Genomic DNA, 23,477 nt, shown 5'->3' with positions numbered 1-23,477 from the left:
GCATCACATGAGCACAGGAATTCGCATCTCGGACAAGGACGCCCTGGCAGGGCTCGACTATGTCTTTGCCCTTCACAACGGATCAACGGGACCGCTGTCTTCGACCGCATTGGCGACCGCACTCGTGGCCTCCGGCGCCGTGGCGGATGCACTGGCGTTGACGGCGTCTGCATCTGACGTCTCCACCTTGGCCGGTCGGGTTGACGACTTGGAAACTGGCAAAGCTGACACGACCGTAACGGACGGTTTGGATACGCGGGTTGAGGCGCTGGAAGCGTCGGGTGTCGATGGCGCGGCATATACCTCCGGCGGGCCGGTCGCCTGTGCTACGACGGCGAACATCTCGCTGAGCGGCGAACAGACCATCGACGGAGTGCTGACGTCCACCGACCGCATCCTGGTCAAGGACCAGGCAGATGCCAGCGAGAACGGGATCTACGTCACCGCGGCGGGCGCCTGGTCGCGCGCGACAGACATGGACGCGGCAGGCGAGGTGCAAGGCACCGCGGTGCGCGTATCCGGTGGCATGGCGAACGGTGGGCGAGTCTACGTGACCTACACCGAGGTCACGACGCTGGATTCCGACGACATTATCTTTGTGGACAGCGGCGATTTTACTGGGCTTCAGGACCAGATCGACCTGAAGGCGCCGCTGGCCTCGCCGGCGCTCACCGGGACACCCACCGCGCCCACGGCGACGACAGGCACGGACACGACCCAGGTCGCGACGACCGAATTTGTGCAGCAGGAGCTGGACGCATCGGGTGCCCTGGAGTTCGAGACCTTCGAGACGCTGGCGGAGGGCGGCCCTTACCTGGTGGATGAAAGCGGTAACGTCATTGCCGACCTTTCCGAGGTTGGGGCGGGCGTGGCGGATGCGGCGACTGCGCAAGCGGAAATCAACGCGGCGCGGGGTGATGCGGCGAGCCTCACCGAGAGGCTGGATCGCGGCCTGACGGACTACGGTGACCCGCTCGGGCCGGTGCTCAACGCGCACCAGGCCAAAAACTGCCGCCGAAAGCTGCGCCTGATCCAGCAAGGCCAAAGCGCGCAGCTTGTCTTGGCCCTGTTCGGGGATAGCTGGACCGGCGGGGAGTATTTCCGGGGCGCCCTTGCCAAGGCGCTGCACGATGCCTGCGGCATCGCGGGCCTGGGCTTCGTGGGGTTCCAGTTTTTCGGCGTGCCTGATGCCCCGCCCTGGGTGCCGGGCAGCAACCAGCCCGGCGGAGTCAAATCCGGCGGCGGAGGGGCCGCGATCCTGGGCTGCGCGCGGTTCGATCTGGTGCCATACCCGGCCCTCTCCGGATCATGGACGGGTGTCAACGCAGGGCCATCGGCCAACGGCACGCCCTCAATCGGGCATGTAACCTCCTCGACCGCCGGCGATCAGGTGAGTTTCTCCTGGTCGGGGGCCACGCATGACGGGGCTGATCTCTATTACCCCGGCTTGAATGCCGGTGTCGTGCGTTACTCCTGGGATGGTGGCAGCACCTGGGAGGCGAGCCTCAACCTGACCGCCGGCGGGCCGGCCAAGGTCGCGCTTTCCAACGTGCCGGGCACGTCGTCCGGCTCACTGGTTTTCGACGTTGTGTCCGGCACTGTCGATCTCTCCGGTGTCGATTTGAAATCGACAGGCGACGGGGTGCGGCTGCACGCCCTCTCTGCGCCGGGTTCGAACTCGAGCCATTGGGCGGTGGACGTGGATCCTGCCGAGTGGGCCGCAACCACGATCACCGACATGGGCATCGAGGCTTTCGCGGGCATCCTGGCCGGTAACGACCAGTCCGGGGGCGTGCCCGCGGCAACGGTTGCGGCCAATGCCGAGGCGATCATGGCGGCCCTGCGGGCGGTCTCCTCGACCGCCGATCTGATCTGGATCACCCAGGCCGAGCTCGACCGGGCCAGCGCCCCCGCCGTGCCGATGGCGGATTACACCGCCGCCGCCCGCAAGAAGGCGGTTGATAACGGCTGGACGTTTATCGACCTGCAAGCGGCCTTTGGCGATGATGTGGCCGATTACAAGAACGGTTCCGCCCTTGGCTTGCTTGATAGCAGCGGCACCCACCCGAGCCGCCCGGCCGGCGGCATGGCGATCACCGACGCGATCCTGCGCGTCCTGGCCCCCTATATCTGAGGTTGAATGAATGACGGATTATTCCGCGAAAACCCTGACCGTCCCCGGCGCCACCGGCACCGGCGCCATCCTGCGCGATCCGATCCTCGCGGGCCTGCCGGCCGGCGCGGCGCGCTTCGTTTTCGATGTTGATTTTTCCTGGTGCTATCGCGGCCAGGACGATCCGACCGGCGGCGACACGATCAAGGACTTGGCCGAGCGGGCAGACGGCGACTATACCATGAACACGGTTTTCGAGGCCCCGGCCGCCACCTTCGTGAGCGGCGGCTTCGACTTCACCGATCTGACGCATTCGCCTTTCGGCGTGCGCGCGCCGGCCGACGCCTGGGATTCGATCTTTGCCGGGGATCAGCATTTTCTCTGGTTCGGTTACTACAAGCTGCCGACGGCCGGGGAATGGAAGCCGTCGAACGGCTATTCGCCCTTCTTTGATACAGCGGAGGGGACGGGCAGCTATATCACCGAGGATCAGGGGCTCATCGTCACCGGGATCACCCCGTACAGCACAAATCTCCTGCGCTTCGCGCGCCAGACGGCTATCGGGAGCATCGACGAGCTGGACCTCATCCCGACCGCGGATCACTTCGGGAAGATGTGCCAGCTCGCTTTCTGGCGCACGGCAGACGGGAGTGGCGCCCGCTGCAAATCGGCAGATGGCGAGGTGTCCGGCGTGGCGGCGGTCGGTTCGGACAATACGGCGGACCCCTCGGGCGTCGGTCCGGTGTGGGGCAATTCGGCGCGGCCGAACGTCTCTCTCAGCACCGAGAACAGGGCGGCAACGAATTTCCGGGTGTATCGCGGCGGACTCATCGACATGGCCAGTGTCACCGCGGACCCGGTGGAAATGATGGACGCCGATTGGTCCCGCGTGCAGGCGCGCAAGACGGCCTCCGGCGACACGATCTTCGTGTGATCGCTGGTGCCTGACCAGACACTCCTCGACCAGGTGCGGGTCGCAGTGGGCGCTGCGCCCGCCGGTGTGACCGAGCTCGCGGCGCAGTTCTGAGGAGGCGTGAAGGGCAGGTTAATCGGGGGTTGAACATTTAACGGGCAACATTTGGGGGGACTAGAAGTCGTCCACCCACAATGTCGCGGTAAGCTGCCAATCAGTCACAGTTTTCAAGGATTTGGGCGTGCCGACAAAATTTGAACCCGAATGCATGCTTTACTGACCGGGCCTTGGGGGAGGCAGAGGTGATACATGAACAACTCATTCTTCTTCGGCGACAACCTTCATATCCTACGCGAGTATATTCCCGACGAGAGCGTGGATCTGGTCTACCTCGACCCTCCGTTCAATTCGAACGCGACCTATAACCTGCTATTCAAGAGTCCTGACAAGGACCGCTGGGCCGACGCTCAGATCGCGACATTCGATGATACCTGGCGCTGGGGAGAAGTGGCCGAGGAAGCCTTCAACGAAGTAACGTCCGTTCCCGGGCGGGTGGCCGATGTTCTGATGTCCCTCCGGCTGATCCTCGGTACCAATGACATGCTTGCTTACCTGACGATGATGTCGGCCCGGCTGCAGGAATTGCACCGGGTTCTGAGACCATCCGGCAGCCTGTATCTCCACTGCGATCCAACCGCTAGTCACTACCTCAAGATCATCCTGGACGGGGTGTTCGGCCCTTCGAATTTTCGGAACGAAGTAATCTGGAAACGAACCAGCGCCCACTCAAGCGCCAAACGCTGGGGGCCAGTGCATGATGTGATCCTGTTCTATTCTGCGGGGGAGAAGTTCACCTGGAATCGGGCGAAGCAGCCTTACGATCAAACCTACATCGATGCCTTCTTTACGCATAAAGACCCTGACGGACGACGGTGGCGCCGCGCAGACCTCACAGGGGCGGGAACCAGAAATGGGCCATCAGGCGACCCTTGGAGAGGAATAGATGTTCGTGCCAAAGGGCGTCATTGGGCTGTTCCGCATGACAAACTCGACCAGATGGACGCCCAAGGTCGAATACATTGGCCCAAGAAAGTAGGAGGCGTACCGCAGCGAAAACGGTACATTGATGAGTTGCCGGGAATGCCTTTGCAAGACATCATCGATGACATTCGCCCCTTGCACAATGTTTCGCGGGAACGCTTGGGTTACCCGACACAAAAGCCTGTCGAATTGATGAAACGCATACTGGAAGCCTCTAGCAAGGAAGGTGACGTCATACTCGACCCGTTTTGCGGTTGTGGAACCACGTTGCACGCCGCTGAGGAACTTGGACGCCGTTGGATCGGTATAGACGTGGCGGTTCAATCCATGCATGTCGTTCAAGACCGGTTGAAGCACCATTTTCCGGCCGTTGACTATGAAGTGTTCGGGATCCCCAAGAGCGCCGACGGCGCTCTATGGCTTGCCGAAAACCACCCGTTCAAGTTCGAGGAGTGGGCGGTCAGTGCTCTGGGGGCGATGCACTCTGGCAAGTTCCGCAACGACGGGGGGATCGATGGGACCTTCTATTACCTGACTGGCAGCGATGATCGGAGCAGAGGGATCGTATCGGTGAAGGGAGGGCGCAGCCTGAACCCCGGGATGGTGCGTGATCTGGCTGGTACCGTTGAAACCCAACGACAGCTTACCAGGGACCCCAAGGCCATCGGGGTCCTGATCTGCGCTCATGAACCCACCAGGGGGATGCGTGACGCCGCCCGGGAGTTCGGCAAGGTCGATACCCTCTTCGGATCTATTCCAGGCCTTCAGATCATTACTGTGGAAGAGATGTTCGCAGGATCCACGATTGACGTTCCCGCGATGCTGGACACGGTTGCCGCTGCGGCCATCGGGCGGAAGCAGTCGTTCAAGGATGCCTACAAGAAGCCTCGCGATCTGGCTCAGCGCGAGATGATGTTCCCGATCAAGGGCGGCTTGGAAGATACTCCGGCCGAGATCGCAGCCGAGGCGACCAATGTCATGCCCGCCTTCCGAACGCGTCGGGCTGCAGGGTAGGGCGCCGGGGCCAAAACCGCGTTGCTGTAAATCTTGGTGTAATTCACTGCAAAAATTAGCGTCACGCTACACTGGCTAAAGCCGGGCTGCACAGCGAGCGGGTCGACTGGCTCCGCCCGTGGCCCGTTTGGGAATTGATGGCACCCGGGGTGGGAAACCATGGGTCGATTGGGCAGATCTGCGCCGGGAGCGCCAGGTGCGGTCAGATTTAGGGTGATTCGAGGGCCGAGATCAGGCATTTGACGCGTGTGGCCGGGGGCGCGACCGCCCGGCACGCCTTTTCCCAGGATTTCATGGGACTGTAGGGGAAGTTTTTTCTCACGTCTGTTCGTGTCTATATCTTGTATTGGGTTTCTGGCGTCCCGCTAGGTTTGTGTCAGTTTTGCCCTGTGGTCGCGATTTTCCCTTTTTTGCAAGGCTCTGATCACCAGTGCTTTCCGCAGTTTCCCCCAAAAAGGGATTGATTACCATGAAGTGACATGGCATCAATAGTTCACACGATGAGACGCGGAGGCAGGGGCACCCAAGGCCCAGCACCGAACTCACAAAAACAAAAGAGCAGGTTTCATACAGGCGTTCGCTCTCATCGTTACAACAAGGATCCGGCGCGCGGGCGAGCAGACATCCCCCCCAGGTGGCGCGCGCAGTCGGAGACACCCGCTTAGCGGGTCAAGCGGCGGGTTGATCAATGGCAGCTGATCAACCCGCCGTATTTCGTTTCAAACGGGGGAGTTGAGGGGCCGAGGGCAGTGAGCCGCAGGCTGAGGTTCAGAGGCGAGCATCGACTGAAGGTCGATGGCAAGGGGCGGATGAGCATTCCCGCCTCCTTTCGTCGTGTCCTCGAGGCCGGTGACCCTGATTGGGAAAAGGATTCCAAGGACAACGGCAACCCGGGATTTGTCATGGTCTACGGCAACCCGCGTCTGCCCTACCTGGAGTGTTATACCGTCGAAGAGATGGAGCGCATCGAGGATCGTATCGACGCGATGAAATCGGGCGAGCGCAAGCGGGTTCTGTCCAAGATCTACTCCTCGGGTTCGGTCAATGCCTCGGTCGACGACACCGGGCGCATCGTGATCCCCGCCAAGCTGCGTGCGCGTTATGGCATCGATGGCGAAACCTATGCCGTGGCCAGCCTGAACAAGTTCCAGATCTGGGCGGCGGACCGCTATCAGCCGACCGATGCGATCGAAGAAGGCGACCTGATGGACGAGTTGCCCGAGGACCCGATGGAATGGCTGGACGAGGTCGAGGAGGTCTGAGTGAGTGATCCCGCGGCGCATAACGGCGGCGCACCTCATGTTCCGGTGCTGCTGCGCCCGCTGCTGGAGGTGGTTGCGCCGGTCGAGGGTATCTGGATCGACGGCACCCTCGGCGCTGGCGGATATACTCGTGGCCTGCTGGAGGCGGGCGCCGACAAGGTGATCGGGATCGACCGTGATCCGCTTGCGCATGACCTGGCGCGCGACTGGGGGGCGGCCTACGGCGACCGGCTGGAACTGGTCGAAAGCAATTTCGCACAGATGGACGAGGCCGCAGAGGCCGTAGATGGCGTGGTTCTGGATCTGGGCGTCTCTTCGATGCAGCTTGACCGGGCCGATCGCGGTTTCTCCTTCATGAAGGATGGGCCGCTGGACATGCGCATGGGGCAGGCCGGGCGCACTGCCGCGGACATCGTCAACACCGCAGGCGAGTCGGAACTTGCCGACATCCTCTATATCTACGGCGAAGAGCGGCAATCGCGCCGTATCGCGCGGGCCATCGTGCAGGATCGGCCCTTTGACCGGACATTGCCGCTGGCCGAACTGATCGAGCGGGTCATCGGGCGCACAAAGCCCGGTCAGGCCCATGCGGCCACCCGCAGTTTCCAGGCGCTTCGCATCGCCGTGAACGGCGAATACGACGCGTTGTGGCAGGGGCTGATGGCCGCGGAACGGGTTCTGAAACCGGGCGGGCGGCTGGCGGTCGTGACCTTTCATTCGGTCGAAGACCGGATGGTAAAGCGCTTCTTCCAGTTGCACGGCGGCAAGAAGACTCATGTCAACCGCTATGCCGCCGAGGAGCCCGAGGCCACGGAACCCTTCGAAGTCCTGACACGCAAGGCGATCGGGCCGGATGAAGCCGAACTAAAGGATAATCCTCGTGCCCGTTCCGCAAAGCTGCGGGTGGGGCGACGTACCACCGTTCCCGCGCGTCCCGTCGAGGCGGCGGAACTGTCCACGCCGCAGATGAAACCGACCACAAGGAGAAGATGAAATGCGCAGCCTTCTGTTCCTGCTCGCGGCCGCGGCCGTCATCGCCTCCGGCTACTGGGCCTATCATGAGAACTACCGTACCAAGGCGGAACTGGACCATGTTGACGACCTGCGGCGCGAAATCGGGGCCGCGCGCGAGCGGCTGGCCATCCTGCGGGCGGAATGGGCCTATTTGAACCGGCCCGACCGGTTGCGCGACCTGGCTGAACTGAACTTTGACCGACTGGGCCTGTTGCCGCTGACACCGAACCATTTCGCCAAGGTCGACCAGGTCGCCTTTCCCCAGCTTCAGATCCTTGAGCTGACCCAACCCATCGACGTGACTTCTTCCGGGGCGACGAATCCATGACCCGTATCCCACTTCGGCCGCTAGCCCGTATCCTCGAGGCCCGCCAGAACGGCGAGAACCCCGATGCCATCGAGCGAGAGAACCGCCGGTTGCGTCACGAGGAAATGCGTGACCGGATGCGCCTGCGCGCCGAAGGCCGCCTGCTGGTGCTGGCGATGATGTTCCTCTGTGCCTATGGCGTCGTGGGGGCCCGGATGGGGATGTTGTCCGCCTCGGAGCCCGAAGAGCCGCGCGCGCAAGCCAGCGGCGCGTCGATCATTGCCAGTCGGGCGGACATCGTCGACCGGCAGGGCCGGGTGCTGGCCACCAACATGTCGACCCACAGCCTGTACGCCCATCCGCAGCAGATGATCGACCCGCTGCGGGCTGCCGAGGAACTGGCCAGGATCTTCCCCGAGATGGAGGCCGAGGCTCTGGCGCGCAGGTTCACGGACCCCAAGCGCAAGTTTCTGTGGGTGAAGCAGAAACTCAGCCCCGAGCAGATGCAGGCCGTGCATGACATCGGCGAACCGGGTCTGCTGTTCGGTCCGCGTGAGATGCGGTTGTATCCCAACGGTGCCATCGCATCCCATCTCCTTGGTGGTGCGCGTTTCGGCCGGCAGGGGGTTGCATCGGCCGAGGTGGTGGGCACCGCCGGGATCGAGAAATACCTTGACGAGGAACTGCGGGACCCGGCGCGCGAGGGTGCGCCCCTGGCGCTGTCGATCGACCTGTCGGTGCAGGCGGCGACCGAGGAGGTGCTGGACGCGGGCATGAAAATGCTGAACGCCCGGGGGGCTGCCAGTGTCCTGATGGATGTGCATACGGGCGAAGTGATCGCTCTCGCCTCCTTGCCCGATTTCGACCCCAATGACCGGCCCCGTCCGCCGGTCGAGGGGCAGCCCGATGACAGCCCGCTGTTCAATCGCGCGGTGCAGGGCCTGTACGAACTGGGCTCGACCTTCAAGATCCTGACGGTGGCACAGGCGCTGCAGATGGGGCTGGTCCATCCCGAAACCACGATCGACACCTCGCCGCCCTACGAGGTTCTCGGCTTCAAGGTGGGTGAATTCAACGGCAAGAACTACGGCAAGATTTCCGTGACGGACGTGATCGCGCAAAGCTCGAACCGCGGCACGGCCAAGATCGTCATGATGATCGGGCGGGGGCGCCAGCAGGAATTCTATCGAAACCTGGGCATGTTCGAGCCGCCGCAACTGGAAATCGTCGAGGCCAAGGGGGCCAGGCCGCTGGTGCCCGCGCGCTGGACGGACCTGTCTGCGGTGACGATTTCCTACGGGCACGGTATCTCTGTCTCGCCGCTGCACCTGGCGGCGGCCTACGCGATGATCGGGAACGGTGGGCATGTCGTTGAACCCACACTGCTGAAACGTGACCGCCCACGGGTGGGGGACAAGCTGTTGCGGGACGACGTGGCAGAGGCCTCGTTGCGGATGCTGCGCAAGGTCGTGATCGGCGAGAAGGGCACGGCGACCTTTGCCGAGGTGCCGGGGTACCGTGTCGGCGGCAAGACGGGGACCGCGGAAAAGCCCAAGAAGACGGGTGGTTATCACAAGGACAAGGTCATCGCCACCTTCGCGGCCCTTTTCCCTACCGATGCGCCGCGTTATGCCCTTGTCGTGATGCTGGACGAGCCGGTAGAAACCACCGGCTCCAGGCCGCGGCGCACCGCGGGCTGGACCGCCGTGCCGGTGGCCGCCGAAATGATCGCGCGGATCGCGCCGCTTCTGGGCTTGCCTCCGGAGTATGATAAGGGGCAAGTGAAGACGTTGACGACGGCCTCGGACTGAGGTCGTCCGCCGCGCGCCTCGTTGCCGGGGCCGGCGGGCAAGCAAACGACCTTGGGGGCAAACGAGAGATGGCGTCGGAACGCAAGATTCTGTCAAAAAGCCTGTCGGAACTGGGGCTTCATGCCCGTGGTGGGCGCGATGTGACGGTGACGGGGCTGGCGGTGGACAGCCGCGAAGTACAAGAAGGTTTCCTGTTCGCGGCGCTGCCCGGCACGCGGGTGCACGGGGGCGAATTCATCCAGTACGCCCTGCGCATGGGCGCCACCGCGATTCTGACCGATGCCGAGGGCGCAAGGATCGCAGCCGATGACCTTGCTGCTGCCGACGCGGCGCTGGTGATTGCCGAGGATCCGCGCCAGGCGCTGGCCTATACCTCGGCCCTGTGGTTCGGTGCGCAGCCGGCCACGATGGTCGCTGTCACCGGCACCAACGGCAAGACCAGCGTCGCCAGCTTTACCCGCCAGATCTGGCAGGAGCTGGGGCTGCGGGCTGTCAACGTCGGCACCACCGGTGTCGAGGGGGACTGGCAGACGCCGCTGAAACACACGACGCCAGAGCCGATAACCCTGCACCGCGTTTTGGCGGGGGCAGCGCAATCCGGTGTCACGCATGCGGCGATGGAGGCCTCTTCGCACGGGCTGGCACAGCGGCGGCTGGACGGTGTGACGCTGGCGGCAGCCGGGTTCACGAACTTTACCCAGGACCACCTGGATTACCACGCGAGCTTTGACGAATACTTTGCCGCAAAGGCAGGGCTCTTCGCCCGCGTCCTGCCCGAGGACGGCGTGGCCGTCATCAACATCGACGACCCGCGCGGCGTGGACATGCTGGCCATCGCCCGGGCGCGTGGGCAGGAGGTCATTACCGTGGGGCGCGAAGCCGCCGATCTCTGCCTTGAGGCGCAGCGTTTCGACGCGACGGGGCAGGAAATCCGGCTCAGCTTTGAAGGAACCGTCCGGCAGGAAAGGCTGTCATTGATCGGTGGCTTTCAGGCGGAAAACATCCTTGTGGCGGCGGGGCTTGTGATTGCCTGCGGCGGCGATCCTGAGGACGTCTTTGACGTGCTCCCGCTGTTGGGGACGGTGCGTGGACGGATGCAGCTGGCGGCCAAGCGTGACAACGGCGCCGCGATCTTTGTCGATTACGCCCATACGCCCGACGCGGTGGCGACAGCCTGCCAGGCGTTGCGCCCGCATGTGATGGGGCGTTTGGTGGCGATCGTTGGCGCCGGGGGCGACCGCGACAAGGGCAAGCGCCCACTGATGGGCATGGCGGCCACGGAACATGCCGACACGGTGATCGTGACCGACGACAACCCGCGGACAGAGGACCCGGCGACCATCCGTTCCGAGGTTCTGGCCGGTGCGCCCGACGCTTTCGAGGTGCCTGACCGGGCCGAGGCGATCCTGCGCGGTGTCGACGGCCTGGGACCGGGCGATGCGCTGCTGATCTGCGGCAAGGGCCACGAGACGGGCCAGACGATCGGCGACACGGTCTATCCCTTCGATGATGTCGAGCAGGCCAGCGTCGCGGTGGCGGCGCTGGATGGGAGGGGGCTGTGAGCGATCCTCTCTGGACCTCTGCCGAGGCGGTCGCTGCCACGGGAGGGAGCACCCCATGCGACTGGGCGGCTATGGGCGTGTCCATCGACACGCGGACGCTGGAACCCGGCGATCTCTTCGTGGCGCTCAAGGCCGCCCGCGACGGGCACGACTTCGTGCAACAGGCGCTGGACAAGGGCGCCGCAGCGGCGCTGGTCAGCCGTGTGCCCGAGGGTGTGGATGACGCGGCGCCGCTCTTGCTTGTCAACGACGTACAGGCGGGGCTGGAGGCGTTGGGCAAAGCCGCGCGCGCCCGGACGCGGGCGCGGGTCGTGGCGGTTACCGGATCGGTAGGCAAGACCTCGACCAAGGAGATGTTGCGCGCCACGCTGGGCGCGCATGGCAGCGTGCACGCGGCCGAGAAAAGCTACAACAACCATTGGGGTGTGCCGCTGACGCTGGCTCGGATGCCGCGTGACGCGGATTTTGCCGTGATCGAGATCGGAATGAACCACCCGGGCGAGATCGCCCCGCTGGCGCGGATGGCGCGCCCGCATGTGGCGTTGATCACAACTGTCGCCCCCGCGCACCTGGCCGCCTTCGAGAACATCGAGGGCATCGCACATGAAAAGGCCGCGATCTTCGACGGGCTGGAACCCTACGGAACCGCGATCTTCAACGGCGATCTGCCGGTCAGTCCCATTCTGCGGGAAAGGGCCGAAGAGGGGCGTCGCTGGGCGGTGAGCTTTGGCGAGCGTGCCTGCAACCAGTACCGTCTGTACCGCGTCACCGTGCGCGACGCCTGCACCGTGGCGATCGGACGCGCGGGCACGGAACCGCGTCTTTTCAAGGTCATGGCCCCCGGGCGGCACTTTGCGGTCAATGCCTTGGGCGTTCTGGCGGTGGCCGAGGCGCTGGCACTTGACCCGGCGGTGACGGTCATGGGGATAGGGCAGTGGCATCCCGGTGCGGGCCGCGGCCAGCGTGAGAAAATCATGCTGGACCCCGTGGATACACGGATCAGCGTCGAGCTGATCGATGATGCCTATAATGCCAACCCGGCCTCGCTTGCCGCATCGTTGGAGGTTCTGGCGGCCGCTCAGCCTCGGCACGATGTCGGGCGCGTGGCCAAGGGGCGGCGCATCGCCTACCTGGGGGACATGAAGGAACTCGGCAAGGGCGAGGTGGACCTGCATCGTGCCATTGCCGGCAACCCGGCGCTGCAACGGATCGACATGGTGCATTGCATCGGTCCGTTGATGCAGCATCTCTGGCGCGCACTGCCCGCCGACAAGCGCGGGCACTGGACCGAGACCAGCGACAAGATGGCAGAACGGGTCGCGCGCGATCTCGATGCGGGTGACGTGGTGTTGGCCAAGGGGTCACTCTCGATGGGGGTAGGGCGCGTAGTTGACGCCATACGCAAATTGCGCCAAGCGACACCGGACTTGGACGGGTAAAAGGACAGGCCATGCTTTTCTGGCTGACAGAGTTCAGTGACGGCGGGGACGCCTTCAACCTTTTCCGCTATATCACCTTTCGCGCGGGCGGCGCCTTTCTGACCGCGCTGATCTTTGGTTTCCTCTTTGGGCGTCCCTTGATCAATGTGCTGCGCAAGCGGCAGGGCAAGGGCCAGCCGATCCGCGACGACGGTCCCGAAGGGCATGTCGTCAAGGCCGGGACGCCGACGATGGGCGGCTTGCTGATCATCGGCGCGCTGGTGACCTCGACGCTGCTCTGGGCGCGGCTGGACAATGCCTTTGTCTGGATGGTTCTCTTCGTCACCGTGGCCTATGCGGCCATCGGCTTTGCCGATGATTATGCCAAGGTCAGCAAGCAGAACACAGCCGGTCTGTCCGGCAAATTGCGGCTTTTGCTGGGCTTTATCATCGCGGGGATCGCGGGTTTCTGGGCCTCTGCTTACCATCCTGAAGACCTGACCTACAGCGTCGCCTTCCCGATCTTCAAGGACACGCTGCTGTATCTCAGCTACATGTTTATTCCCTTCGCCATGATCGTGATCGTGGGCGCGGCCAATGCGGTCAACCTGACCGACGGGCTGGACGGGCTGGCCATCATGCCGGTGATGATCGCTGCCTCGACGCTGGGCGTTATCGCCTACGCGGTCGGCCGGGTCGATTTCACCGAGTACCTGGACGTGCACTATGTGCCCGGGACAGGGGAAATCCTTGTTTTTGCGGCAGGTGTTGTCGGCGGGGGACTTGGCTTTCTGTGGTACAACGCACCGCCGGCGGCCGTCTTCATGGGCGACACCGGATCGCTGGCGCTTGGTGGCGCGCTGGGGGCCATTGCCGTGGCGACCAAGCACGAGATCGTGCTGGCCATCGTGGGCGGGCTCTTTGTGGTCGAAGCTCTGTCGGTGATCATCCAGGTGCTTTACTTCAAGCGGACCGGCAAGCGCGTCTTCCTCATGGCGCCGATCCATCACCACTACGAGAAAAAGGGCTGGGCCGAGCCGACCATCGTGATCCGCTTCTGGATCATCTCGCTGATCCTAGCGATTATCGGGCTGGCGACGCTGAAGGTTCGTTGAGGGATACCAGCGGTTTGGCTGGTGCAATTGAAGTGACGGGAGTGGGCGCATGATCCCGGTACGCGGGTTTGACGGAGCGATTGTCGCGGTGCTGGGGCTGGGGCGATCCGGTCTCTCGGCGGCGCGTGCGCTGCGCGAAGGCGGGGCGCGCGTGTTGGTCTGGGACGACACGGCGGCCGCCCGGGAGCGGGCCGAGGCCGAGGGGTTCGAGGCGCGGCGGCTGGACCGCGAGGATGCATTCGACGATGTGGCCTGCCTGGTGACCTCGCCGGGGATCCCGCATCTGTATCCGCAGCCCAACGCGGTGATCTCGGCGGCGCTGCGTGCCGGTGTGCCCGTGGACAACGATATCGGCTTGTTTTTCCGCAGCTTGGGGCATGGCTGGGACAGTTATGACCAGCCGCCAAAGGTTGTGGCCGTCACCGGATCGAACGGTAAATCGACCACCTCGGCGTTGATCCATCACATCCTGGGCGCCGCGGGGCGGGACAGCCAGTTGGCGGGCAACATCGGTCGGGGTGTGCTGGACATCGATCCGCCGGGGGACGGTGGTGTGGTGGTGCTGGAACTCAGCAGCTACCAGACCGATCTTGCCCGCAGCCTGACGCCGGATGTGGCTGTTTTCACGAACTTTTCCGCCGATCACCTGGATCGGCACGCCGGTCTTGGCGGGTACTTCGCGGCCAAGCGCCGGCTCTTTGCCGAGGGTGGGCCGGACCGGGCCGTGATCGGGGTGGACGAAATCGAAGGCGCCTACCTGGCCGGGCAATTGTCCGAGGGGCGCGCGGATGACCGGGTGATCCGTGTGGCAAGCGGTCAGAAACTCTTGGGTCCCGGATGGTATGTCTTTGCGCGTAAAGGATTTCTGTCCGAATGGCGCAAGGGGCGGCAGGTGGCCTCGATTGACCTGCGCGAGATCGTCGGCCTGCCGGGAGCGCATAACCACCAGAACGCCTGTGCCGCCTTTGCTGCATGCCGAAGCCTGGGTCTTGGCCCGCGTGAGATCGAAGCCGCCTTGCGGACTTTCACCGGCTTGCCGCACCGTTCGCAACGGGTGGGCGAGTCCAAGGGCGTCACCTATGTCAATGATTCCAAAGCCACAAACGTGGATTCGGCGCTGAAGGCGCTGATGGCCTTCCCGAAGGTGCGCTGGGTCTGCGGCGGGTTGATGAAGGAAGGCGGGCTGGAGGCCTTGCAGCCGGGGTTGGCGCATGTGTCCAAGGCCTATGTGATCGGGCGGGAACCCGAGAGCTTTGCCTTGCAACTGACTGATACCGAAGTGGAAATCTGCGGCGACATGGCCACGGCGGTGGCCCGTGCTGCAGCGGATGCAGAGCCGGGTGAGGTGGTGCTCTTGGCGCCAGCGGCCGCGAGCTTTGATCAATACGACAATTTCGAGAAGCGCGGCGAGGATTTCATCGCCTGCGTCGAGACGGAATTGGCAAGGGAGTAGAGTGGGTTAGGAGGAAATGTGGCGGCCGGCCGCTACGCCGGAGGCCCAGGCCCACTGGAAGTTGTAGCCGCCCAGCCAACCGGTCACGTCCACCGCCTCTCCGATGATGTAGAGGCCGGGAAGATGCTTTGACATCATGGACTTGGAGTCGATCCCCTCGGTCGAAACCCCGCCCAGCGTGACCTCGGCGGTGCGGTAGCCTTCTGAACCGGTGGGTTTCAGGCGCCAGCCGGTCAGGGCCTGCGATAACTCGGCGATGCGGCGATCTGAGAGATCCGCGATATTCCCTTTCAGATCAATGTCCTGCCCCAGAAATTCGACGAGGCGTGCCGGCAGATGCGCGGCCAGTTCCGTGGTCAGCGCACGGCGGCCTTCGGTTTGGCGGCAGGCCTTGAGAACCTCGGGAAAATCCTGTCCGGGCAAGAGGTTGACGGTGATCTCTTCGCCCTCGCGCCAATAGCTTGAGATCTGCAGGATGGCGGGGCCGGACAGCCCGCGATGGGTGAAAAGAAGGGCCTCTTCGAAGCTGGTTTTGTCGTTTGAAACCAGCGTGTTGGTAGACACACCGGCGAGCGGCGCAAAGCGCTCTCCGAAGGTCAGCGGGACCAGCGCCGGGCGGGGTTCGATCAGGGTGTGGCCGAACTGGCTTGCGATGTCATAGGCAATCCCCGTGGCGCCCATCTTGGGGATGGATTTTCCGCCCGTGGCCAGGACAAGATTTTCTGACGTGATTTCAACAGGTTTGCCGTCGCGTTCGACCACGGTGAGGAAACGGCCGTCGGCATGACGGACCTCCTTGATCCCGGTCTTCAGCCAGAGTTGTGCGCCGGATTTTTCCATTTCTTTCAATAGCATGTCCACGATCTGCGTGGATTTTCCGTCGCAGAACAGCTGGCCCAGGGTCTTTTCGTGCCAGGCGATGCCGTATCGCCCGACAAGATCGAGGAAATCCCATTGCGTATAGCGGGCCAGCGCGGATTTGCAGAAATGCGGGTTCTCGGAAAGGAATGCGTTGGAATCACAGTACATATTCGTGAAGTTGCAACGCCCGCCGCCGGAGATGCGGATCTTTTCGCCGGGCTTCTTTGCGTGGTCCACGACCAGCACGTCCGGCCCTGCAAAGGCGGCGGCCATCATGCCGGCGGCGCCGGCGCCAAGGATCAGGGTGGTGACGTGCATGGGGGTCCGGAGTTTGTACGTTTTGTACGTTTTGTACGTCGATTTCCGCATTTTGTACAAAGCGGTAACCTGCTCTTAACCGAGCGGCGCACGGTGAGGAAGGGGCGCGTTTACCATCTGCGGGGCAGGGTCGCGGCATGACACGCAAACCGATCATGATGTTTAGGGCCACCGAAGTGCCCGCCGGAGTGTTCCGCGCCGAGATGGCGCGCTACCTGCGCAAGCTGGAGATGATAGGCGACCGTTTCCTGATCACGCGCAGCGGGCAGGTGGTGGCGGGGCTGGTCTCTCCCTGGGATGTTCAGGCGCTGGAAGAGATCGACCAGCGCGACCGGGAGGAGCGCGAGCGCCGCTTGCGCGACCGCAGCAAGCACCTGACCTGGCTGGAAGAGGCGCGCGAGAAGGCGCGGCGGGGCGAGGACGTGGAATGGCGGCCGCGGTTCTGAGGGCGGCGGCGTAAATCCCGCCGACGCGTGTCGGTGGGGGCACATCGTCCCAAGAGCCGCCGGAAACCTTTGGCCTGATCGGAAAATCTGCGCTACACTGGTCGGCAGACCCGGGACAAACCGGGCAGTTCGAGGCAGTAGCGGTGTTCAGATGACAGAGATGGTTTACGGCACGGTTCCCGTGAAGGGTGGCGAGCCGGTGTTGCCGAAATGGTGGCGCACGGTGGACAAGTGGACCTTGTCCTGCATTTTCATGCTGTTCGGGATCGGTCTCTTGCTGGGGCTTGCGGCCTCACCGCCGCTGGCAGAGCGCATCGGCCTGCCGCCCTTCTACTATGTGCAGCGACAGGCCTTTTTCGGTGGAGTTGCCCTGATCGTCATGGTGCTGGTCTCGATGATGGGGCCGGTCATGGTGCGGCGCTTTGCAGTGCTAGGATTTTTCGCGGCCTTCATCGCGCTGGCCCTGTTGCCTGTGCTGGGTACGGATTTCGGCAAGGGGGCGGTGCGCTGGTACAGCCTTGGCTTTGCCAGCATCCAGCCGTCGGAATTCCTCAAGCCGCTGTTCGTGATCCTGACCGCCTGGCTGATGGCGGCGGGACAGGAACTGGGTGGCCCCCCGGGGCGGAGCTATTCCTTTGTCATCATGGTCAGCATCGTGCTGATGCTGGCGATGCAGCCGGATTTCGGACAGGCGGCGTTGATCCTTTTCGGGTGGGGCGTGATGTGGTTCGTCGGCGGTGCGCCGATGCTGCTGCTGGTCGGGCTGGCGGGGCTGGTGGTCCTGGCGGGCATGGTCTCGTACAACCATTCCGAACACTTCCAGCGGCGCTTTGACGGGTTCCTGAACCCCGAGGTCGATCCGACCTCGCAGCTGGGCTATGCCGAGAACGCGATCCGCGAGGGCGGGTTCTTTGGCGTCGGCGTCGGCGAAGGCCAGGTCAAATGGAGCCTGCCGGACGCCCATACGGATTTCATCATTGCCGTGGCGGCCGAGGAATACGGGCTGATCCTGGTGCTGGCGATCCTGACGCTTTACGCGGCCATCGTCATGCGCAGCCTGGTCCGGCTGATGCGTGAGCGTGATCCCTTTATCCGGCTGGCGGGTACGGGCCTTGCGGCGATGTTCGGCGTGCAGGCGATGATCAACATGGGCGTGGCGGTGCGCCTGCTGCCGGCCAAGGGCATGACGCTGCCTTTCGTCAGCTACGGCGGCTCTTCTCTGATTGCGGGGGGCATCGCGGTGGGGATGCTGCTGGCCTTTACCCGGACCCGCCCGCAGGGCGAGATCCGCGACATCCTGCGGGGACGGGCGCGCGGATGAGGACGCATTGGCAGGAAACTGCCGGTATTCCCCTTGTCATGGACGATTGCGCGCGGATGCTATATCGGCGCGTGGATCGATGACGGAGACTGGAATATGGGCGAGCGCAAGCCTTTGCTGGTGATGGCCGCCGGCGGGACCGGAGGCCATATGTTCCCCGCCCAGGCGCTGGCGGAAATCATGCTGGCGCGCGGGTGGCGGGTCAAGCTGTCGACCGACGCGCGGGGCGCCCGGTACACCGGCGCCTTCCCCGACGGGGTCGAGATCGAACAGGTCTCGGCCGCGACCTTTGACCGGGGTGGACCGCTGGCCAAGCTGGCGGTGCCGTTCCGGCTGGCCTCGGGCGTGGTTTCGGCGATTTTCGGGATGCGGCGTGACCGGCCGGACGTTGTCGTGGGCTTTGGCGGCTATCCCAGCGTGCCGGCCCTGACCGCCGCCTGGCTGTTGAAGCTGCCGCGCATGATCCACGAACAGAACGGCGTGCTGGGCAAGGTGAACACCTGGTTCGCCACCCGTGTCGACGTCATGGCCTGCGGCACCTGGCCCACGGATCTGCCCGAGGGAGTCGAGGGCGTTCACACCGGCAACCCGGTGCGCCGCGCCGTGGCCGAACGGGCCGGGGCGGGATATATCGCGCCCGGACCCTATCCGATGTCGATCCTCGTGATCGGCGGATCGCAGGGCGCGCGCACCCTGTCGGACGTGGTGCCGCCGGCAATCGCCGCGCTGCCGCTGGACATGGTGGGCAACCTGCGGGTCAGCCACCAGGCCCGCGACGAGGACCAGGAGCGCGTGGCGACCTATTACGCCGAACACGGGCTCACGGCGGATGTGCAGCCCTTCTTTCACGACGTGCCCGCCCGGATGAGCGAGGCGCAACTGGTGATCTCGCGCTCGGGCGCCTCCTCGGTGGCGGATATCGCGGTGATCGGACGGCCCTCGATCCTGATCCCCTATCCGCATGCGACGGGGGATCACCAGGTGGCCAATGCGCAGGCGCTGGTCGATGCCGGCGCGGCGATCCGCATTCCGGAAAGCAAGCTGACCATTGAGAGCCTGACAGAGTCGATCCACGCGATCCTGTCGAATGAATCCGGGGCCATCCAGATGGTGCGCGGGGCGCTGTCGGTGGCGAAGCCCGAAGCGGCGGATCACCTGGCCTGGCTGGTCGAGGAACTGGCCGCCGGCAGGGCGACGACGGAATGAGCGTGGCCGGCACGTCGGGCCGGACCGAAACAACGATGGCGGCAATGCCACGGGGACAGGACAAGAACAACCTCGGTAAAGGAGAGGCGGGACATGAAGGATCTGGAGCTTGAGCGGGGGGCCTGCATGACGGGGGCGACGAAACTTCCCGGCGACGTGGGTGCGATCCATTTTGTCGGCATCGGCGGGATCGGCATGTCGGGCATCGCCGAGGTGCTGTTGAACCACGGTTACAAGGTGCAGGGCTCTGACCTGAAGTCCTCGAAGATCACCAGGCGGCTGGAGGAACTGGGCGCCCATGTCTTCGAAGGGCAGAGCGCGGAGAACCTGGAGAACGCCGAGGTGGTGGTGATTTCCTCGGCCATCAAGCCGGGCAATCCCGAGCTGGACGAGGCGCGCCGCCGCGGGTTGCCCGTCGTGCGCCGGGCCGAGATGCTGGCCGAGCTGATGCGGCTGAAATCCAATGTCGCCGTGGCCGGGACGCATGGCAAGACCACGACGACCACGATGGTCGCCACGCTGCTGGACGCGGGCAAGTTCGACCCGACGGTGGTCAACGGCGGGATCATCCATGCCTATGGGTCCAACGCGCGCATGGGGCAGGGCGAATGGATGGTGGTCGAGGCCGACGAGAGCGACGGCACCTTCAACCGCCTGCCCGCGACCGTGGCCATCGTGACCAACATCGACCCCGAGCACATGGAGCACTGGGGCACGATCGAGAACCTGCGGCAGGGGTTCTATGACTTCGTGTCGAACATCCCTTTCTACGGGCTGGCCGTCTGCTGCACCGACCACCCCGAGGTGCAGGCGCTGGTCGGCCGCATCAGCGACCGCCGCGTGATGACCTACGGGTTCAACGCACAGGCGGACGTGCGCGCGGTGGGGCTGACCTACAAGGCGGGCGTGGCGCATTTCGACGTCGTGTTCCAGCAGACCGGCGAGACGATCGAGGGCTGCACCCTGCCGATGCCGGGAGATCACAACGTATCGAACGCCCTGTCGGCTGTGGCCGTGGCGCGGCACCTTGGCATGAGCGGTGACGAGATCCGCGAGGCGCTGGCGAATTTCGGCGGCGTGAACCGGCGCTTTACCCGCGTGGGCGAGGTGAACGGCGTGACGATCATCGACGACTACGGCCACCACCCGGTGGAAATCGCCGCCGTGCTGAAGGCCGCGCGGCAGGCTTGCGAGGGCCGGGTGATCGCCGTGCACCAGCCACACCGCTATTCGCGCCTGTCGCATCACTTCGAAGAGTTCTGCTCGTGTTTCAACGAGGCGGATGTGGTGGCGATTGCCGAGGTCTTTGCCGCCGGCGAGGACCCCATCGAGGGCGCCACGCGCGACGATCTGGTGGCGGGGCTGGTGCGCCACGGCCACCGGCATGCGCGGGCGATCCGCGACGAGGACGATCTGGAGCGGCTGGTCCGCGAGCAGGCGATGCCGGGCGACATGGTGGTCTGCCTCGGCGCGGGTACGATCTCGGCCTGGGCGAACGGTCTGCCCGCGCGGCTGGAGAAGGCGGCGGGATAAGCCCGGGCCTGCGTTTGGGATTTTGAGAATGGCCCCTTCGGGGGCTGTTTGTCTTGAGGGGCTCTGCCCCGTCACAGCAAAGCTGTGACTCCCCGGAGTATTTCGGGAGAGAAGAAGCCGGGGGCGCGGGACTTGTCGTTAAGGTTCGGCGCGGGAGCGGTGAAGCTGGCGGCATGAAGGCCGAAGACTTCGAGGACCAAAGGACGCTGGTGGCGTGGCTGCGGGAACGGCCGCGGCGGGACTCCATCGTGATCGCGCACCGGGCGACGTTGCGGGTGCTGCCGCTCTGGGGCGCGGCGATGGGAGAGGATTGGGCGCGGAAAGGTGACTTGACGGCCCTGCCGCTGCTGCGCTGCGGTTTGATATCAGCGGTTGCGGGAACATGGCCAACCGCCGATATAAAGGAAGAAGCCGACGCTGCCCTCGCAGACGCCGCCGTCACAACCGACGCCGCCCTCGCCACCCCTGCTTCCGCCTCTGCCGATGTCACCCTCGTCACTTCCACGGCCACCACTACCACTACCATTACCACAGGCGCCGACGCCGCCTTCGCCGCTGCCGACGCCGCCCATGCCATCACGGCCACACTCGCCGCCGCAGCCGCCGACGCCGTCTTTTTAGAAGCGGAGGCCGATCTGCTGGGCCTTGACCTGTGGCCTGAGGGCTTGCCGGAATGGTTCGTGGAGACCGAGGCCAAAATGCTGGCGCTCTGGGACGCCGACCCGCCCGCGCGATGGGAGTTCTGGCGTCGCTGGTGGGAGGGGGCCAAGAGCGGGCAACCGGTAGATCCGGAACTGCTGCTGGCCATTGTCAAGGGGATCGACGAGGAAACGTGGAACGATCCGGACAAGGTGGCCGCGGCGATTGCCAGGATCGAAGAGCGGTTTGGTCTGCTTTTGGAGACGCGCGAGCTGAGGGCGGACTTGGCGCGGGCGCAGTCAGAGGTGGCCTCGTTGCGGCAACGGTCGCACAACCAACCGCCGAAACTCGTCGATGACGCCGTCGCGCAGGTTTCGGCCCTAGCGCCGTTGGAGGAGCCGCTAAAGGCGGTTGAGCACGAATTGGAAAAGCCGGTTCCTGATCCGTCCGCCTTGGCACGCGCGGGGCAATACCTCTTGGATGCGGTTGCCAAGGTTCTGACCTATTGTGGGAAAGTCTCCGATGCTTTCGTGATCACGGCGGCCAAGACGCTTGGCGAAGAGGGTGCGAAATGGGTGTCGCGGGGTGGGGTGTTGGTTTTTTGCCGAGACGGCGACCGGACTTGGCGGTCGCGTCCTGGCATTCGCTCAGCACCTGGCGCAGTTGACCTTCTGATAGAAACGGGGTGTGCCCGCGCCCCTTTTTCCTGCAATTGCATCTTTCCCGGGGGTTGTGCGGCGGCGGAAAAGGGCGCAAGCTGTTGAAACCTCTGGGGGGCACGGAGGGAAGACAATGTCATTATCGTTGATCCTCGCCTGTGCCTGGGCCGTGCTGGCCAATGTGCTTGCGATGATACCGTCGCGCGACAATCACTGGACGCGCGCCTATGTGCTGATTGTTCTGGGTGTGCCGCTGGTCGGCTATGTCACCTATCAGAATGGCCCCTGGGTCGGGTTCTTTGTTCTTTTTGCCGGGATGAGCATGTTGCGGTGGCCGCTGCGCTACCTGTTCCGCTGGGTGCGGCAGGCCGCACGGTAGGGCGGGTCGGAACGAATTTGCCCGGCGGCTCAGGGCCGAGGGGGCGACGGACCGCAGCTGACCCCTTGCGGAACGGCGCGGCGCGGCCTAGCACCCTTGCCATGACAGAGCTTCCCGAACCGCGCGGCCGGCTGACGCCGGGCCGCAACCTGAGCGAACTGACCTGGCTGCGCGTGGGCGGGCCGGCGGACTGGCTGTTTCAACCGGCCGACCTGGACGACCTGCGGGCGTTCCTCGCGGATCTTCCGGCAGAGGTGCCGGTCTTTCCGATGGGCGTTGGGTCGAACCTGATTGTCCGGGATGGCGGGCTGCGGGCGGTGGTGATCCGTCTCGGGCGCGGGTTCAACGGGATCTTGGTAGAGGGCACACGGGTCACTGTGGGGACGGCGGCGCTGGATGCGCATGTGGCCAAGCGCGCGGCAGAGGCGGGTGTGGACCTGACATTCCTGCGCACGATCCCCGGCAGCATCGGCGGCGCCGTGCGGATGAACGCGGGCTGCTACGGCACCTATGTTGCCGATCACCTGGTCGAGGTGCGGGCGGTGACGCGGGCGGGCGATCTGGTGACGATCCCGGCGGCGGATCTGAACCTGGCCTACCGGCAGAGCGAGTTGCCCGAAGGCTGGGTGCTGGTCGAGGCGGTGTTCGACGGGCTGAAAGGCGATCCCGAGGCGTTGGCCGCGCGCATGGCGGCCCAGCTGAAAAAGCGTGACGAGACGCAGCCCACCAAGGACCGCACCGCCGGCAGCACCTTTCGCAACCCGGCCGGGTTTTCCTCGACCGGGCGGGCCGATGACAGCCATGACCTGAAGGCCTGGAAGGTGATCGACGAGGCCGGGATGCGGGGGGCCACGATGGGCGGGGCGCAGATGTCGCCCAAGCATTCCAATTTCCTGGTCAACACCGGCGGCGCGACGGCGGCGGAACTGGAGGGGCTGGGCGAGGAAGTGCGAAAAAAGGTTTTCCAACACTCTGGAATAGAGTTAGACTGGGAAATCATGCGGGTCGGTGAGCCGGCGCGCTGATTTGGGCCTCCGTTAAACGACAAGATCAAGAGCAGGGCCCGGCGACCACAGGCAGGTTGCACGAATT

General features: G+C 64.5%; 19 protein-coding genes. 18 read left to right on the top strand and 1 reads right to left on the bottom strand.

Going from position 1 to position 23,477, the window contains the following annotated elements:
• Nucleotides 1–7: 7 nt before the first annotated feature.
• The 11 genes from ACQY5B_RS15080 (at nucleotide 8) to murD (ending at nucleotide 15,023) form a co-directional block, all read left to right on the top strand.
• Nucleotides 8–2,134 carry an SGNH/GDSL hydrolase family protein gene (locus tag ACQY5B_RS15080; protein WP_420324639.1) on the top strand — a complete coding sequence of 709 codons (2,127 nt, stop codon included), beginning with the start codon at nucleotides 8–10 and terminating at the stop codon, nucleotides 2,132–2,134.
• A 10-nt stretch (nucleotides 2,135–2,144) separates the two neighbouring features.
• Nucleotides 2,145–3,047, top strand: coding sequence for a hypothetical protein (locus ACQY5B_RS15075; RefSeq protein WP_420324640.1), 903 nt, complete (start codon nucleotides 2,145–2,147; stop codon nucleotides 3,045–3,047).
• A gap of 288 nt (nucleotides 3,048–3,335) precedes the next feature.
• Nucleotides 3,336–5,081: a DNA methyltransferase gene (locus tag ACQY5B_RS15070; RefSeq protein ID WP_420324641.1), complete on the top strand. Its 1,746-nt coding sequence runs from the start codon at nucleotides 3,336–3,338 to the stop codon at nucleotides 5,079–5,081.
• Nucleotides 5,082–5,890: 809 nt separating this feature from the next.
• Nucleotides 5,891–6,343: a division/cell wall cluster transcriptional repressor MraZ gene (locus ACQY5B_RS15065; RefSeq protein WP_420324642.1), complete on the top strand. Its 453-nt coding sequence runs from the start codon at nucleotides 5,891–5,893 to the stop codon at nucleotides 6,341–6,343.
• Nucleotides 6,344–7,336, top strand: a complete 993-nt coding sequence (gene rsmH, locus ACQY5B_RS15060; protein WP_420324643.1) for a 16S rRNA (cytosine(1402)-N(4))-methyltransferase RsmH — start codon at nucleotides 6,344–6,346, stop codon at nucleotides 7,334–7,336. It begins immediately after the preceding gene.
• A gap of 1 nt (nucleotide 7,337) precedes the next feature.
• Nucleotides 7,338–7,685, top strand: coding sequence for a cell division protein FtsL (gene ftsL / locus ACQY5B_RS15055; RefSeq protein WP_305970461.1), 348 nt, complete (start codon nucleotides 7,338–7,340; stop codon nucleotides 7,683–7,685).
• A complete protein-coding gene (locus tag ACQY5B_RS15050; RefSeq protein WP_420324644.1) occupies nucleotides 7,682–9,475 on the top strand; it encodes a peptidoglycan D,D-transpeptidase FtsI family protein in 1,794 nt (597 codons plus the stop codon). Before ftsL ends, ACQY5B_RS15050 begins: the two co-directional genes overlap by 4 nt.
• A 68-nt stretch (nucleotides 9,476–9,543) precedes the next feature.
• Entirely contained in the window at nucleotides 9,544–11,037 is a 1,494-nt protein-coding gene (locus ACQY5B_RS15045; protein ID WP_305970463.1) for a UDP-N-acetylmuramoyl-L-alanyl-D-glutamate--2,6-diaminopimelate ligase, read from the top strand.
• Nucleotides 11,034–12,476 (top strand): UDP-N-acetylmuramoyl-tripeptide--D-alanyl-D-alanine ligase, encoded by a 1,443-nt coding sequence (locus ACQY5B_RS15040; protein ID WP_420324645.1) that lies wholly within the window; start codon nucleotides 11,034–11,036, stop codon nucleotides 12,474–12,476. Before ACQY5B_RS15045 ends, ACQY5B_RS15040 begins: the two co-directional genes overlap by 4 nt.
• A gap of 11 nt (nucleotides 12,477–12,487) precedes the next feature.
• Complete coding sequence (mraY, locus tag ACQY5B_RS15035) at nucleotides 12,488–13,570, top strand: phospho-N-acetylmuramoyl-pentapeptide-transferase (RefSeq protein WP_305970465.1); 1,083 nt, start codon at nucleotides 12,488–12,490, stop codon at nucleotides 13,568–13,570.
• Between the two features lie 49 nt (nucleotides 13,571–13,619).
• The gene (gene murD / locus ACQY5B_RS15030; protein WP_420324646.1) at nucleotides 13,620–15,023 is read left to right on the top strand and encodes a UDP-N-acetylmuramoyl-L-alanine--D-glutamate ligase; all 1,404 of its coding nucleotides are present in this window, start codon (nucleotides 13,620–13,622) and stop codon (nucleotides 15,021–15,023) included.
• A 6-nt stretch (nucleotides 15,024–15,029) separates the two neighbouring features.
• Here the strand turns inward: murD and ACQY5B_RS15025 are convergent, their stop codons facing one another.
• The gene (locus ACQY5B_RS15025; RefSeq protein ID WP_420324647.1) at nucleotides 15,030–16,202 is read right to left on the bottom strand and encodes a BaiN/RdsA family NAD(P)/FAD-dependent oxidoreductase; all 1,173 of its coding nucleotides are present in this window, start codon (nucleotides 16,200–16,202) and stop codon (nucleotides 15,030–15,032) included.
• A gap of 137 nt (nucleotides 16,203–16,339) precedes the next feature.
• Here ACQY5B_RS15025 and ACQY5B_RS15020 point away from each other — a divergent pair, with 137 nt between their 5' ends.
• The 7 genes from ACQY5B_RS15020 to murB all read left to right on the top strand — a co-directional run bounded on the left by ACQY5B_RS15020 (nucleotide 16,340) and on the right by murB (nucleotide 23,410).
• Entirely contained in the window at nucleotides 16,340–16,648 is a 309-nt protein-coding gene (locus tag ACQY5B_RS15020) for a hypothetical protein (protein WP_305970468.1), read from the top strand.
• Between the two features lie 151 nt (nucleotides 16,649–16,799).
• Nucleotides 16,800–17,969 (top strand): peptidoglycan glycosyltransferase FtsW, encoded by a 1,170-nt coding sequence (locus ACQY5B_RS15015; RefSeq protein ID WP_305970469.1) that lies wholly within the window; start codon nucleotides 16,800–16,802, stop codon nucleotides 17,967–17,969.
• A 96-nt stretch (nucleotides 17,970–18,065) separates the two neighbouring features.
• On the top strand, nucleotides 18,066–19,175 hold the full coding sequence (gene murG / locus ACQY5B_RS15010) for an undecaprenyldiphospho-muramoylpentapeptide beta-N-acetylglucosaminyltransferase (protein ID WP_305970470.1): 1,110 nt from the start codon (nucleotides 18,066–18,068) through the stop codon (nucleotides 19,173–19,175).
• Nucleotides 19,176–19,301: 126 nt separating this feature from the next.
• Nucleotides 19,302–20,708 (top strand): UDP-N-acetylmuramate--L-alanine ligase, encoded by a 1,407-nt coding sequence (gene murC / locus ACQY5B_RS15005; RefSeq protein WP_420328640.1) that lies wholly within the window; start codon nucleotides 19,302–19,304, stop codon nucleotides 20,706–20,708.
• Nucleotides 20,709–20,881: 173 nt separating this feature from the next.
• Nucleotides 20,882–22,111 (top strand): hypothetical protein, encoded by a 1,230-nt coding sequence (locus ACQY5B_RS15000; RefSeq protein ID WP_420324648.1) that lies wholly within the window; start codon nucleotides 20,882–20,884, stop codon nucleotides 22,109–22,111.
• Between the two features lie 28 nt (nucleotides 22,112–22,139).
• On the top strand, nucleotides 22,140–22,385 hold the full coding sequence (locus ACQY5B_RS14995; RefSeq protein ID WP_420324649.1) for a DUF2484 family protein: 246 nt from the start codon (nucleotides 22,140–22,142) through the stop codon (nucleotides 22,383–22,385).
• Between the two features lie 101 nt (nucleotides 22,386–22,486).
• Complete coding sequence (gene murB / locus ACQY5B_RS14990; protein WP_420324650.1) at nucleotides 22,487–23,410, top strand: UDP-N-acetylmuramate dehydrogenase; 924 nt, start codon at nucleotides 22,487–22,489, stop codon at nucleotides 23,408–23,410.
• Nucleotides 23,411–23,477 lie beyond the last annotated feature (67 nt).

It is taken from the genome of Antarctobacter sp., assembly GCF_965277915.1.
Classification (GTDB): Bacteria; Pseudomonadota; Alphaproteobacteria; order Rhodobacterales; family Rhodobacteraceae; genus Antarctobacter.
Note: the sequence above shows the minus strand (reverse complement) of the source record. Positions and strands in the feature narration are given on the sequence as shown.

Bases quoted from the DNA above. Each gene is read 5' to 3' on its own strand.
- mraY (WP_305970465.1), top strand. From the start codon at position 12,488: ATGCTTTTCTGGCTGACAGAGTTCAGTGACGGCGGGGACGCCTTCAAC.
- ACQY5B_RS15065 (WP_420324642.1), top strand. From the start codon at position 5,891: ATGAGCATTCCCGCCTCCTTTCGTCGTGTCCTCGAGGCCGGTGACCCT.
- ACQY5B_RS15045 (WP_305970463.1), top strand. From the start codon at position 9,544: ATGGCGTCGGAACGCAAGATTCTGTCAAAAAGCCTGTCGGAACTGGGG.
- ACQY5B_RS15050 (WP_420324644.1), top strand. From the start codon at position 7,682: ATGACCCGTATCCCACTTCGGCCGCTAGCCCGTATCCTCGAGGCCCGC.
- ACQY5B_RS15000 (WP_420324648.1), top strand. From the start codon at position 20,882: ATGAAGGCCGAAGACTTCGAGGACCAAAGGACGCTGGTGGCGTGGCTG.
- murC (WP_420328640.1), top strand. From the start codon at position 19,302: ATGACGGGGGCGACGAAACTTCCCGGCGACGTGGGTGCGATCCATTTT.
- murD (WP_420324646.1), top strand. From the start codon at position 13,620: ATGATCCCGGTACGCGGGTTTGACGGAGCGATTGTCGCGGTGCTGGGG.
- ftsL (WP_305970461.1), top strand. From the start codon at position 7,338: ATGCGCAGCCTTCTGTTCCTGCTCGCGGCCGCGGCCGTCATCGCCTCC.
- ACQY5B_RS15070 (WP_420324641.1), top strand. From the start codon at position 3,336: ATGAACAACTCATTCTTCTTCGGCGACAACCTTCATATCCTACGCGAG.
- ACQY5B_RS15025 (WP_420324647.1), bottom strand. From the start codon at position 16,202: ATGCACGTCACCACCCTGATCCTTGGCGCCGGCGCCGCCGGCATGATG.
- ACQY5B_RS15080 (WP_420324639.1), top strand. From the start codon at position 8: ATGAGCACAGGAATTCGCATCTCGGACAAGGACGCCCTGGCAGGGCTC.
- ACQY5B_RS14995 (WP_420324649.1), top strand. From the start codon at position 22,140: ATGTCATTATCGTTGATCCTCGCCTGTGCCTGGGCCGTGCTGGCCAAT.
- murG (WP_305970470.1), top strand. From the start codon at position 18,066: ATGGGCGAGCGCAAGCCTTTGCTGGTGATGGCCGCCGGCGGGACCGGA.
- ACQY5B_RS15015 (WP_305970469.1), top strand. From the start codon at position 16,800: ATGACAGAGATGGTTTACGGCACGGTTCCCGTGAAGGGTGGCGAGCCG.
- ACQY5B_RS15075 (WP_420324640.1), top strand. From the start codon at position 2,145: ATGACGGATTATTCCGCGAAAACCCTGACCGTCCCCGGCGCCACCGGC.
- ACQY5B_RS15020 (WP_305970468.1), top strand. From the start codon at position 16,340: ATGACACGCAAACCGATCATGATGTTTAGGGCCACCGAAGTGCCCGCC.
- murB (WP_420324650.1), top strand. From the start codon at position 22,487: ATGACAGAGCTTCCCGAACCGCGCGGCCGGCTGACGCCGGGCCGCAAC.